Consider the following 12,970-nt stretch of genomic DNA (forward strand, 5'->3'; position numbering starts at 1 on the left):
GGTAACACCCCCCGAGGATGGAATTGCTTTGCTAAGAATCGACGCCTTCACTAAGCTATTTAGCTCTAATCTCTCCTTTTGCCTTCGAACTGCGGTCATATCTAATGCCACGCCTTGCTCTTGCCCTAGCGATTTCGATGGCGACGATTTCGTTTTCTTGTGCTGCTACTGTGACGGTGCTTTACGACGAATCGACCAACCCGGTCGCCCTGTCCACCAACAACATGGCACCAACCGACCTCGGTGTCCTCGCAAGCGGATTGAATCGGGTCACCGGAAACCTGGAATCGGCCCTGAGTGTTGGAAACGTCGACGTCTTCAAATTCGATGTGCCAACCGGCTTCCAACTCGACGGGGTTTTCGTGTTCGACTACGGCTACCCCAATACTCCACCAGTCGGCGAAGGTGCGGCATTCTTAGCGATCAATGACGCTGCGATATTTCCTTACGACGCCTTCGACTTGGATTTCAACACGAATCCATTCTTGGACGAGACACAATTTTTGGGTGGATCGACGTTTGGATCTTCCGATGCACCAACGCTTGATATCCTGCCACGCATTGGAAACGTTGCCGGCCGCAAATTCACGGGACCACTGGCCGCCGGAACCTACACGGTCTACATCCAACAAACGGGCCCCGAGAATTTCTATTCGCTCGACTTCCAATCGACTTCGTTGACGGCTGTGCCCGAGCCTGCTCACGCATCGCTGGCAATCTTGGCAATGGCTACCATCGCCGTCAAACGGCGTCGGACGAAACGCTGCTTGACTAACTAGCCCTTCGACGGGCTGCAACGGAAATCAGTCACTATCGACTGGACGATCCCGACGGCAAGGCATTGCTGAGTCGCTCGAAACCTGTTCCTTGAACTTCCATCGTCTTCGGGTTGACGGTTAGCATTCTGACTGCGGCTTCAACACCCGGTTGGCCGTCGGCACGAGTTTGACGAAAGATAACGGGCATATTGGGCGCGCCATCGAGCGTAAAGATCTCCTTTGACGCCGAGTAGGCCGCGCGGCTGGCGGTGCCTTCCAGCAGTCCATTTTCGTTGCGTGTGCGGAAGACGACTCCACTGGTCGCCTCCATCTCCCACGCCGTTTGTCCGCTACCCAAACGAGATGAACCGTAAGCCGAACCGGCATAGGAATGAGCTGCTTGACCAGGCTCAACGGAAAACCGCAGGCGATCGCAATCCAACGTCGATTGGCCGATCGAAATCGTATCCATCTTGGCGGCATCAAACGCCTGATCCCAACCCGATACTTCCTGCACGCCCACACGAACGCCTCGCAAGAAATCCAGATTTCGTGTCGTCAGATCGGCTTGCATCGAATCATTGAACGTCAAGTGAATACCAGTCATGTCGTCTTGCGCGCCATCAACCACGGTCGCTTTCGACGCGTTTGTCGACTTTCCGCTGGCCACACCGGATGTCGCCAGACCGCCAATCGTCCAGCCGCGATACCATCCTGGTCCTTGCCCGACCAATCGACCGCCTTCACCAGGTGCCATCGTCAAACGACGGGCAAAAACCAAGTGCTTGGTTTCGCGGACACCGTCGCGACCATAGTGCAATGCTTGGGCAATGACAGGACGATCATCGGCCTGCAGAATCGTGATTTTCTGAACCACCGCGTTCCGCATCGATGCCATGTCGCGCATTTGAACGCCCTCTTGAAGATCGACTTCTAAACGATCACCGCTAACTTTCAATTCCCAGGGTTCTCGGTCACTGATCAACGATGCATCAATATCGACACCCTCGGTCAACACTGCCTTCCGCCCGTCGAACAGCATTTCACCTTGCCAACGACAATGCGGTGGCTTTGTCCAAACAAATCCGCCGGACTTCGTGCCGCCATCGGTTCCGTTGCCTCCTGAAAGTCCTGTTGGCAATGCAGCTGTGGGAATCTGAAACTCGCCCGCCGCATTGATCCAAACCATATTGTCACTTGGCCGAATTTGAATTTGCGGCCCCACAAAAAAACCATCACCGAGCTCAAACCTTGCTGGCGCGGCCTCATTTCCCGACAGTTGCAAGACATCTTCGCCGCCGCCGTCAAGCAACTCTAAACTTTCACCTCGGAACCCAACGGCCATCGACTGTCCGCCCGTCTCGATCACGTGCTCGACTTCGACGCCACCAACAACGCTTAATTTTTTGGCACTCAGCCCCGACGCATTTCGGCGCAACTGGGCATTAATCGATGCTCCACGAACCATCGGGCGAGCACGCGCAACAGGGTCGACCAAGGCGGTCGCTGCCGTAGGCTGGGCCACCCATTGCCGCAGCTGCGAATCCGATTCTGTTCCAGCACCAGCACCAGCACCAGCACCAGAAACGCTAGTAACAATCCCGTCGTCGCCAACCACGGCGTCGTTGATAAAGTTCAACCACATCTCCTCGGTCTCGGCCGCGATCGCCGCGGTCTCAATCCGCACGTTCCCTTTGATGTTAAACCACTCGGGTACCATTGTCGGACGGGCGGCCGGTTTGCTCGACTTTGCATCTCCGACCACACTACCATCCGGACGGTCTGTGGTCGGCTGAGGCACAAAGAGCCCAAAGACAGAATCGGCTGCGAACTCACCACCATCAACCAACCACGCGCGAACGTTACCGTCGATCCGCAACTCGATGTCGGTGTTCAAGTCTTTCGCAGTTGTAACTCCCTTGGGTCGGATGTGAAGTCCGTCCCGCCAACGCGCTTCGCGAACTGAGTTTTGTGGATCTTTGATCGTGACGATTCCTGCACCGTCGGCATCAAGAATCCCTATGACTTCCGGATTCGCAGGATCAAACTGATAGATCAACTGTGCCAAACTTGCCGAAACAGGCCCCCGTCGCATGCGGATCCCTCGTCGACCGTTGGCCTGAAGTAGTCCAGTCAAAGTGTTGAGTTCGATGTTGTCGGCCGCCACCTCAGTATCAAAGCTAGGAATCTTCGCAATCGCCGGATCGCCCGTCGCTTTGATCTTAACCAACCAGTCCAGCGGCGACCGTCGCACAATCTCGCTGTTCATGGGGTCGTTGAGCGTCAGTTCTAAGTGCTGACAGTCAAAGCGATCGGCAAGAAGGCCGTCGACCTGGTATACCAACGACACCGATTCGCGCAGCAACAATTGATCGATTGCAAAGTCGTATTCGACACGGCCACCGCAGGCGATCGAAATCATCGCTTGCTTTTCCGAACCCGTGGCCGCATTCACCTTGGAGCCCTTCGACGCGAACAGGCCCCCGCCTTTCATTGGCATCACCAACTCGTCCAAATAGATAAGCTCCATCCGGTCCAACACTGGTGTCGATTGCTTGCCACGTGGCCCAGGGGCCGACAAATGGATCGTCAAGTCACGGCCGACCATGCGAGCCTCGCCGAAGGTCATGCGGATCGCTTCGGTCGTCCAGATTTTTCGATTGTCGATGCCAACATTCGCGGTGCGCAGTTCCAAAGCCGGGCGATCGCCCGACGATGCCGAGCCCGGCTGGCCAGCGTTTGATCCCGCTTCGCCAGCACGATAGATTCTCACGTCGCCTACCATCCGGCCCCAATCAATCGGTGGCGCACCACCACTCATCATGTCCAGCGACTCGGTGAACTTCAATTCAGCTCCCTCGGGTGCCTCGACGATCACAGGATCTTCCTCGTCGTCATTTCCCAAACCGCGGCCAATCACCACCGTAATAGGCCAAAGTTTCCAATGGGCATCGTCGGTTTGCTCCCAGTTTTCGAAGAGCAAAACGCCATGGCTGGTCTGCAAGCGTTTGCAAGATCCTCGCTGCCAAGCGCCTTCGGCAAACAAATCATTCAACGAGTCATCGCCACGATGTTCCGGCGATTTCTTCAAAGCGATCAGTTCGACATCCGGCGCCGACATCAATGGCGCCAGCGCATTGGTGTAGACGACCGCCAGTGCGGTCAGAAATATCAGCGCCGAAAAATATTGCGTCAGTCGATCCAACATAAATGAAACCGCTGCTCAACGAAAAGCCTTCACGCCGATCGTGGCAGGTGCTCCTCCCATCGCCTGTTGGATCTCATCAACCGTTCGATCATTTCTCGAAGCACACCTTCACCACCCGGTGTTTCCAAATTCCAGTCGGCGGCTTCACGAACGTCGCGTGCCGCATCGGCCGGGGCGACCGCCAAGCCAACGTGATGCATCACGGCAAGGTCGGGCAGATCGTCGCCGATATAAGCAACTTGGTCGGGCGTGCAACCTAACGATTTCATCATTTCAGTCGCGGCTGGCCATTTGTCTTCATAGCCCTGCTTGACCTCGACAATCCCCAGTTCGGTCGCGCGCCGCGTCACCATCGGGCTGCTACGAGCGGTCAGAATGCCAAATTGAAACCCCGACTTCATCCACAACTTGATGGCCAAACCGTCCCGAACATGAAAACGTTTTGTTTCCACACCGTCGGAATCGTAGACGATTCGTCCATCGGTCATCACGCCATCGACATCCGACAAGATGCATCGAATGGGGGCAGCAATTTCGGAATCAGAGCGTTGAGGTAGCGTCATCAAAGTTTGATCGGACAAAGTATGGTTTGACTAGAACTTTATAATTTTTACGGCATCCGAACTGGAATCGCTAAGCGACACGACATCCGTGATATCGATCAAGCCGATCGGTCGCGAGTCTTTGTCGATCACGGGCAATTCGCTGATCCGCCGATGCGACATTACCGCCATCGCTTCACGCAGCATCGAACCCGATTCGATGGTCGCGGCCTGTGTGGTCATGCGAGTTGAAATGGGTTGATCTAGTGACGCTTCGTCACGGCACTGCAGCAAGCGAGCCAGGTCACTGTCCGTAAAGATGCCTGCCATGCGGCCATCACGGTCGATCAACATGATCGCTCCGGTGCGACGACCTGACGTGACACCATCGACGCTCGGTTTAGCGATCATCGCTTCGCGGATCGTTGCGTCCTTCGACGCGACTCGGCACGAACCGATGGGACGCATTATCTGATTGACTGTCGCCAACTTTCGGCCCAGCGAACCGCCCGGATGAAAACGAGCAAAGTCTTGACTGGTAAAATTACGCAGACTGCTGGCTAGCATCGCAACTGCGTCACCGACGGCCATCATGACGGCCGTGCTTGTCGTCGGCGCCAATCCGTTGGGACAGGCTTCGTCATAACGCCCAATGCTGACAACACAATCAGCCGCGACTGCGAGCGGGTTGTCATCCGAGGCTGTGATCGCGATCAGCCCCGCGCTGTTTTCGGCAAGATGGTCGGCAATACGGACGACTTCTTCGCTGCGTCCAGAATTGCTTAACGCCCAAACGATGTCATTCGAACGGACTCGCCCCAAATCTCCGTGTATCGCTTCCGCTGGATGCAAAAAGTGAGCCGGCGTGCCAGTACTGGCCAACGTTGCGACCAGTTTCTGTCCGACCAAACCAGCTTTGCCGACGCCTGTCACCAGCACACTGCCTTCGCAGTTCGCCGTCATCTCTGCCGCACGAACGGCGTCGGCGGACAAAGTCGACGCCGCCGCCAAAATCGCATTGCCCTCGGCTGACACAATTTGCCGCAGCCAACGCAGTCGTTCGAGCATGGTCGTCGGTGCAGCGATCCCAACCTTGGAATCGGCGTTCGATGAGACGGCGGATCGGGCGGGAACAGACACGGCGGACCTTCCTTGGTACGGCAGCGTAAACGGACTTCAAAGCTTCCGGCCTGGATAGTACGCAAAATTCCAGTCAGGCGACAACGGCGAACCGGTCCTCCTAGACCCCGCAAATCACCAGAGCTATCACAAGAGTGAGAATCCTGTCGGTTTCCGGCACGTCGCGGCGAGAGTATAGCCAACCCGTCATGCCAGATCAGCCAGGTGTTGATTTCGACTTAGGTCGGCTACCCATTCTTCGCCAGGCTCCTAGACTGACGACTCGTCTCCCGCAAACTCTGACCTCCGAGCGGCATCTGATGACTCCGTTTACCCGACTCTGTCGCCGTGCGGCCAGAAATGTGAACGCGCTATCTATCGATGCGGTGGCCGTCGGAGTCCTTTGGCAGGCAATTTTCACTCGCAGTTTTCGCGCGGATTGGCCGACGTTCTTCGAAAGCATCACACTCGCGATGACGTTGTGGCTGATCTATACGGCCGATCATTTACTCGATGCTACGCGATTGAACCTAGATCGCCGGCATACGTTTCGGCATCGTTTCCACCACCAACATCAACGTGTCCTCGCTGCGTTATGGATTTTGGTGACAGTCGTGGACACCGGTTTGATCATTGCGACGCTTGACGATTCGCTGATCCGGTGGGGGCTTGCGCTGGCCGGGGCCGTACTGAGCTATGGTGCTAGCGTTCACTTTCGATCCGGCCAGAAACCGGTCATCGGCAAAGAAGTTCAGGTCGGTTCCATTTTTGCCATCGGCGTTGGCTTGTTGGCTTGGGATCACCAGCCGTCGGTTGATTTGGCGATCGCAACCAGTTTAGCGGCAGTTCTGTTTTCCTCGAACTGCGTTTTGGTCGGACTTGCCGAATCCGAAGCCGATCGCCAACAGGATTTCCCCTCGCTCGCCAACCAGATTCCTGCGGCGGCTAAAGCGACTCCCAAAATCCTGGTGACACTTTTCTTTGTCGCCTTAGCGGTAACACTGACCGGGACGGTTCCCAAGTTCGTTTCGTGTTCCATCGCGATCAGCAGCCTGATGCTGGCGTGTACGGCGACTCCGCGGCAACAATTCTCGGTCAAGCAAACCGCAAGTCGCTACCGATCATCGCCATCGATCGTGTTGGCTGACGCGATGTTGATGGTCCCTATCGGACTGTGGTGGTGGGCGTGACCGAAACCAGCGATGGTGGCTACGACCGAATCGCTCGCCCCTATCGTTGGTTGGAATGGATTGCGTTTGGACAAAGCCTGCAGCATTCCCGAATCTGTTTGCTGAGTGAACTGCCTCTCGTGGATCGGATTCTTGTGATGGGCGATGGCGATGGCCGTTTGCTGCAACAGATCTGCCGATCACAACCCGGCGCAGAAATCACAAGTGTTGACCAAAGCTTGGCCATGATTGATCTACAGAAGTCTCGCGTTGCCAGCGCCGGCGCAACCGACCGAGTTCGCTGGGTTTGTGCAGACGGACGTCAATTCTCGCCAGCCTCGAATGAATACGACCTGCTAGTCACGGCGTTCTATTTAGACTGCTTTACCGAATTCGAACTCGGCCAACATTTACCACGCTGGCTAAGTGGCGTGAAAAATGGCGGTTTTTTCTACGTTGCCGAGTTTGTACAACCAACAAGCGGTTGGCGAGCAATCCGAGCCCGCGTGATGCTGGCCGCGATGCATCTGTTTTTTCGCCGGCAAACTAGCCTAACCAATCATCGTCTGGTTGACCTTACCGCCATTTTTGACTTATTGCCAATCGACGAAGTGAATCGAGCCGAGCGAAGCGGCAACATGATACGAACACAGATCTTCAGTGTTCGTTAACTAATTTGCGAAGAGCCGATCGCGACGGCTCATTCGCGATGCCCTTGCTTTTGAAATGGTTCGCTTTCGATGATCGCCACCAAAAGATAAGCGAACTTGTAGTCCCGTCGGCTGATGTCATCCATGATTTTATCGATCGCACACTTGTCGTAGTACTCGGTGCCACGCCCGAGCGCGTAGATCAACATTTTTTCAGCAACACATCGCACAAACTGTTCACGCCGCTGAGTGGACAACAAATTTCGCAGATCGCCGACGCCATTGAATTCAGTCCCATCAGGCAACTTACCCGACGCGTTGATTTCATCTCGTCCATCCCGTGTTCGCCACTGTCCAACCGCGTCAAAATTTTCCATCGCAAACCCTAGCGGGTCCATCATGTTGTGGCATGCCGCACACGCTGGATTGCTGCGATGTTGCTCCATCCGCTCGCGAAGCGTCCCCACCAACCGACTCTTTTCAAGCTCGGGAATGTTCGGTGGTGCTGGCGGTGGAGGCATGTTCAACAGATTGTCCAGAATCCACTTTCCTCGCTTGACCGGGCTGGTGCGAGTCGGATTGCTGGTCACCGTCAAAATGCTGGCGTGAGTCAACAGTCCGCCTCGCGGCGTTCCTGCCAACGACACACGTCGGAACTCGTCGCCCTTGACGCCGTGAATGCCATAAAACTTTGCCAGTGGTTCGTTCAAATAAGTAAAGTCCGCATCCAACAACGTCGGGACCGGCAAGTTTCCTCGCATCACGCCCGCAAAAAACGTCAACGTTTCCCGGCGCATTAATTCGCGCACGTCATCGTCGAACGTACGAAACAATCGCGTATCCGGATCGACCGTATCCAGATTACGAAGTTGCAACCACTGGCCGGCAAAATTTTCGACGAAACGATTCGAGCGAGGGTCCTTCATCATCCGAGCAATTTTGACCATCAACTTTTGCCGATCGCGAATCTGGCCTCGGTGCGCCATCAACAACAGTTCGTCATCGGGCATACTGCTCCACAAAAAATACGAGATCCTTGTCGCCAATTCATAATCGCTGATCGGCGGCATCTTTCCCGACGCATCGGGCTGGCGGTACTGTTCGACTTTGAACAAGAAATGCGGCGACACCAAAATCGCTTGCAAGGCAACCTGCAATCCTTCTTCGTAATTTCCGCCGTCACTGCGAACCTGCGCTGCCAGCTGAACCAAGCGACTGACTTCGTCTTTCGTTGCTGGTCGACGAAAAGCACGACTGGCCACTCGTCCCAGCACTGCAGCCGATGCCTGGTCGGCCGAAACGTTATCGTCCGGCGTCACGTACACGATCCGCTTGTGGCTTGCCGGCAGTTTGTCAGGATCGATAAACATCTCACGCCGCTCTTCACCACGAAGTCGCACGTGATGAATGTGCAGATTTCGATCTTCGCCATCTTTGAAGTAGTCGTTGATGAAGCTGATGTCGAACATGCGTTTTCCGCGACCGACTCGCATCGAAACATCGAAATCTTTGGCGTCACTATTTGGAACATCAATGATCTTTTCGGTGCGTCCACACTCAACTTTCATCTTGCACGGATCCGGTCCGCCTTGGTCGCCCGATGCGGTGATCGTCAACGTGTAATTGCCACCGAATGGCAAATCTGATTGCAGCGAAACGGTCCCGTTGCTGGCAATCACAACTCGGTCGCCTCCCCCCCCCTGTTTCTCGGCGCCGATCAGCGCCGAGGGCGACTTTTCGACTTCGTAAATCTCACCCGGTGGCGGCGTGTAAATGGCTTGCCCCGCAATCGTCTCGGCCGCATCCATGTATCGTTCGATCAACACCGGCGGTAACGACAACACATCGCCGATATTGTCGAATCCGTATCCCACGTCATCGCCCGGAAATCCATCGGCAAGCGTGTAATCGACGTCCGTCAAATCACGAATCGTATTGCGATACTCGGCTCGATTGAGTCGCCGTAGCGCCACTTTGCCGGCATTGGGGTTCTGGACACAATCGACTGCAGTCGCCAAATCATCAATCAGAGTTTCCATTCTCGATCGTGTCGCCGCGTCCATCGGGTCAGCATCTTCGGGCGGCATGGAACCGAGTCGAACTTGCGAAAGCGCTCTCATCCATACGCCTCGATTAGCCGCCAAGTCCGCTGCCGATTGATCGTCGGCCAACGACAACTCACTGCCCTCGTCGTGACAATCCAGGCAATACGTTCGCACCAGCGGCATCAACGAATTGCCGAAAGCGGCCTCGTTAGAAGCCGAATCGGCAAACACCGACGACGACGACGACGACGCGCAAACAAGTCCAGCAATGACTGAAAGAGCAACGGCGATTCGTCGTGCGACAGATTTTCGACAGATCAAGTTCAAACCAGAGACCAACCGTTGAAGGATTCGATGGGAACCGAGACGACTTTCCAAACGTCCATTGTAGAGTGACTTGTGTTTTCATGCCTTCGAAGCGACACAGCGAAAGACGCACAAAGCGAAAGAGTGATACGGCTATCGCATCGTTTGCAAGTTATTCCGTTTCCAACGATTGATCCGCTCAACCGAGCGTTTTGGCGTTACTGAATTCAGCGACGACCTTTTCAACCGCGAACAACGTAAACCACCTGTACAATTGAGGCTGTCCCCCCCGAGGCGTCTAGGTAGAGCCGTTTCTATGAATCCGATTCTCGACATCAAATGCCCAAAGTGTGCGCTGCCGCTGCGGCTACAGCGTCCCAGTGGTCCGTCGGAAGTCACTTGCCCAAAATGCCACAACCAAATCGGGCTGACCGCCCAAGGCACGATCACTGCCGCTAGAAAACTGGACGACTTCGCCAATTTGCCTGCGCCGATCTCAGCGACATCGGCACCGGCGCGGCCCAAAAATCTGCGTCCGGTAGCTCCCCCCCGCCCCAAGCCTGTGGCGGGTGTACCAAAACCGCCCGCGGGTACATTCCAGCCGAGTGTTCGCCCCGCTACCCACAATCCCAGCAGTGGCAAATGGGTCAAGCAATTGATCGTGCCGGCCATCTGCGTGCTGATCACCCTGGGCGCTGGCATTGGCGTTTATTCCATGCGTGATTCGATCCCGATCAACAAAATTTTGCCGATCAAATCGATTGTTGCATCATTGCCGATGATGGATTCTCACGAGTCCGTGCTGGCGGACTATGTCGATGTGGGAAAATCGACCAGCGACCTGTTTACCGCGCTGAAGGAACCCGGCACCTCGCTTGATCCAGCCGCGATCGCCACAGCGGTTGAGACTTTAAAAGCGCAAAACGAGCGTTGTGACCAAATCCGGCGTCGCGCGATCAACCTGCCAACGACGAGCCCCGATCAATGGGCTTCGCTGATGGAATGGTTAAAAGCACAAGCTCCCGACAAAACAAAACAAACGGAAACACCCGAGGTCACGAACGTGGCGCGGCAACAACTGGCTGCGTCAACCGCTCTTCGCGATGCGTCGATGGAACTGATGGGAAAGATGCAAGATGTTCGCTCGACCATTGAATCGGCTTGGCTTCCCACTCCTGAACCGCAAAACCCTCTGCAAACCATCGAATACGGTGCGATCATGGCCAAACGAAAGGTTTGGAAAGCCGTCATGACGGCCGATTCCGCGAGCGATTACCAAGCGATTTCGTCGGCGATGTCGGCCGCCGCTGACGACCTTGCTGAATTGACCGATCAATTCAAGACAATTGAAAAGCCCGACCGAATGTTCCGAGCTTTCTCGCCCTACTTTGGCCATTCGATGTCATACGACGCCGACATTGCTTTTCGGTTGATCGATCTCGCGAACGAGCATGGGCCACTTGACGACGCCGCTGCCCAAAAACGTTACGTAGGCAACATGGAAAGCCTGATGGCGGTCGGTAAGCAGGACGTGTTTGCCGACATGAACCGAATGACCCCGGACAACGGCTCGCCGCAAAACTCCTTTGGCGGCCCACCGCAAGGCTTCCAAAGAAACCGCGGAAACGTTGACGACTGGCTGGCCCGTACAACGCAAAACATTCGCAGGCAGCACACTAAAGACAAAACCGTGCTGCTGCGAATCGACGACCGCGTCGACGGCGCGGCAGGCGATGCCTTGATTGATGGACTAAAAAAGAGTCTGGATATTCGCCGTTCCATTGGATTCGGATTTGGCGATACCTCGTTGATCGCTCTTTTTGATTCTCGGTCACCCGAATCGGTCGCAGCCGCCATCGATTGGGCCGAAGTCATCAACATCGATTCCAACGAGCGACTGATTCACGTAAAAATGAAGCCGTAGCGTCGTTCTTCTGGCGCGGGCTGATTATCCGAACCTAGGTTGGACCGTTGGCGTAAAGGAGAATCGACGGTAGCCTTTGGTTACCGATTCCCTTACAGCCCGCCTTGCCCCCTGCATCCACTTCGAATTCATGACGTTCGAATCCCATTCTGATCCCATCACCCCCGACAACATCAACTCGGGGCATGAAACGTTGGGAGAATTGACGGCCGAGATCCAAGTTCACAGCGCCCCGTTTCGCCGCTTGGTCGACGAGGTTGGCAAGACGATTGTCGGTCAAGAAGGCCTGATTGGCCGCATGGTGATCGCTCTGCTAACGGGCGGCCACTTGTTGATCGAAGGCGTTCCGGGACTAGCCAAGACGACAGCCGTGGCGTGCTTGTCCAAAGCGATCAGCACAGGGTTCCAACGACTACAGTTCACACCCGACCTGTTGCCAGCCGACTTGATCGGAACCCAGGTCTATCGCCCCCAAACGCAAGAATTCGTGGTTCAGAAAGGCCCAATTTTTTCGAATTTGATCTTGGCAGACGAAATCAACCGCGCCCCGGCAAAAGTGCAAAGCGCACTATTAGAAGCGATGCAAGAGCGACAGGTCACGATCGGTGGCGAAACGTTCTTTCTGGACGAACCGTTCATGGTGATGGCGACGCAAAACCCCGTCGAACAAGAAGGCACCTACCCGCTGCCCGAAGCACAGATGGACCGTTTTCTGATGAAAGTGGTCGTGGACTATCCCAATCGCGACGAAGAACTGCAAATTTTGCGGCGTTATTCCAAAACCAATTCGGCAGTCGAAGTCCAGCCGGTCACGACGCCGGCGGAAGTGATGATGGCTCGAGCATTGGTCGACCGGATTCACGTCAGCCAAGCAGTCGAAGAGTACATTGTCGATTTGGTCATGGCGACGCGCAACCCAGTCGCCTATGGCTTGGATCTTAGCGAATTGATTCAGTACGGTGCCTCGCCCCGGGCGACCATCAATCTGACATTGGCCGCCAAAGCAAACGCTTTCGTTCAAGGCCGTGCCTATGCAACACCCGAAGACGTCAAAGCGGTCGCGATGGACGTGCTGCGGCACCGAGTCATCATCACGTACGAAGCCGAAGCCGAAGAAAAAACAGCCGAGGACATCGTCAGCACAATTTTGCAAACCATACCCGTGCCTTGATCGCAGGTGTAAAAAACAAAGGCAGCAAGTCACAGGAAAAGTGCCAAGCTCCTGATACGAAACGTCTGTCACCTGTCA

At 55.3% G+C, this 12,970-nt stretch carries 9 protein-coding genes; 5 read left to right on the forward strand and 4 right to left on the reverse strand.

Annotated elements, in window-relative coordinates:
* The first annotated feature begins 104 nt into the window (after window positions 1-104).
* On the forward strand, window positions 105-779 hold the full coding sequence (locus Poly59_RS13320) for a hypothetical protein (protein ID WP_146534619.1): 675 nt from the start codon (window positions 105-107) through the stop codon (window positions 777-779).
* Window positions 780-810: 31 nt separating this feature from the next.
* On the opposite strand, the gene Poly59_RS13325 is transcribed toward Poly59_RS13320, so the two are convergent.
* Genes Poly59_RS13325 through Poly59_RS13335 form a run of 3 tightly spaced genes read right to left on the reverse strand, consistent with a single transcriptional unit; the run spans window position 811 to window position 5,648 of the window.
* Window positions 811-3,966 carry a hypothetical protein gene (locus Poly59_RS13325; protein WP_146534620.1) on the reverse strand — a complete coding sequence of 1,052 codons (3,156 nt, stop codon included), beginning with the start codon at window positions 3,964-3,966 and terminating at the stop codon, window positions 811-813.
* Between the two features lie 29 nt (window positions 3,967-3,995).
* Window positions 3,996-4,529: a KdsC family phosphatase gene (locus Poly59_RS13330; RefSeq protein WP_146534621.1), complete on the reverse strand. Its 534-nt coding sequence runs from the start codon at window positions 4,527-4,529 to the stop codon at window positions 3,996-3,998.
* 30 nt (window positions 4,530-4,559) lie between these two features.
* A complete protein-coding gene (locus Poly59_RS13335; protein ID WP_246151624.1) occupies window positions 4,560-5,648 on the reverse strand; it encodes a KpsF/GutQ family sugar-phosphate isomerase in 1,089 nt (362 codons plus the stop codon).
* A gap of 299 nt (window positions 5,649-5,947) precedes the next feature.
* Here Poly59_RS13335 and Poly59_RS13340 point away from each other — a divergent pair, with 299 nt between their 5' ends.
* Together Poly59_RS13340 and Poly59_RS13345 are read left to right on the forward strand one after the other, a co-directional pair.
* A complete protein-coding gene (locus Poly59_RS13340; protein ID WP_146534622.1) occupies window positions 5,948-6,817 on the forward strand; it encodes a hypothetical protein in 870 nt (289 codons plus the stop codon).
* Window positions 6,808-7,467, forward strand: a complete 660-nt coding sequence (locus tag Poly59_RS13345; protein WP_186776233.1) for a class I SAM-dependent methyltransferase — start codon at window positions 6,808-6,810, stop codon at window positions 7,465-7,467. The genes Poly59_RS13340 and Poly59_RS13345 overlap by 10 nt, the downstream gene beginning before the upstream one ends.
* Before the next feature lie 29 nt (window positions 7,468-7,496).
* On the opposite strand, the gene Poly59_RS13350 is transcribed toward Poly59_RS13345, so the two are convergent.
* Window positions 7,497-9,812, reverse strand: a complete 2,316-nt coding sequence (locus Poly59_RS13350; RefSeq protein ID WP_315852591.1) for a DUF1592 domain-containing protein — start codon at window positions 9,810-9,812, stop codon at window positions 7,497-7,499.
* Between the two features lie 301 nt (window positions 9,813-10,113).
* On the opposite strand from Poly59_RS13350, the gene Poly59_RS13355 reads away from it, so the two are divergent.
* Window positions 10,114-11,721 (forward strand): hypothetical protein, encoded by a 1,608-nt coding sequence (locus Poly59_RS13355; protein ID WP_146534624.1) that lies wholly within the window; start codon window positions 10,114-10,116, stop codon window positions 11,719-11,721.
* 130 nt (window positions 11,722-11,851) lie between these two features.
* On the forward strand, window positions 11,852-12,892 hold the full coding sequence (locus tag Poly59_RS13360; RefSeq protein ID WP_146534625.1) for an AAA family ATPase: 1,041 nt from the start codon (window positions 11,852-11,854) through the stop codon (window positions 12,890-12,892).
* The last annotated feature ends 78 nt before the right edge of the window (window positions 12,893-12,970 follow it).

It is taken from the genome of Rubripirellula reticaptiva (assembly GCF_007860175.1).
Taxonomy (GTDB): domain Bacteria; phylum Planctomycetota; class Planctomycetia; order Pirellulales; family Pirellulaceae; genus Rubripirellula; species Rubripirellula reticaptiva.

Bases quoted from the DNA above. Each gene is read 5' to 3' on its own strand.
- Poly59_RS13320 (WP_146534619.1), top strand. From the start codon at position 105: ATGCCACGCCTTGCTCTTGCCCTAGCGATTTCGATGGCGACGATTTCG.
- Poly59_RS13325 (WP_146534620.1), bottom strand. From the start codon at position 3,966: ATGTTGGATCGACTGACGCAATATTTTTCGGCGCTGATATTTCTGACC.
- Poly59_RS13330 (WP_146534621.1), bottom strand. From the start codon at position 4,529: ATGACGCTACCTCAACGCTCTGATTCCGAAATTGCTGCCCCCATTCGA.
- Poly59_RS13340 (WP_146534622.1), top strand. From the start codon at position 5,948: ATGACTCCGTTTACCCGACTCTGTCGCCGTGCGGCCAGAAATGTGAAC.
- Poly59_RS13355 (WP_146534624.1), top strand. From the start codon at position 10,114: ATGAATCCGATTCTCGACATCAAATGCCCAAAGTGTGCGCTGCCGCTG.
- Poly59_RS13360 (WP_146534625.1), top strand. From the start codon at position 11,852: ATGACGTTCGAATCCCATTCTGATCCCATCACCCCCGACAACATCAAC.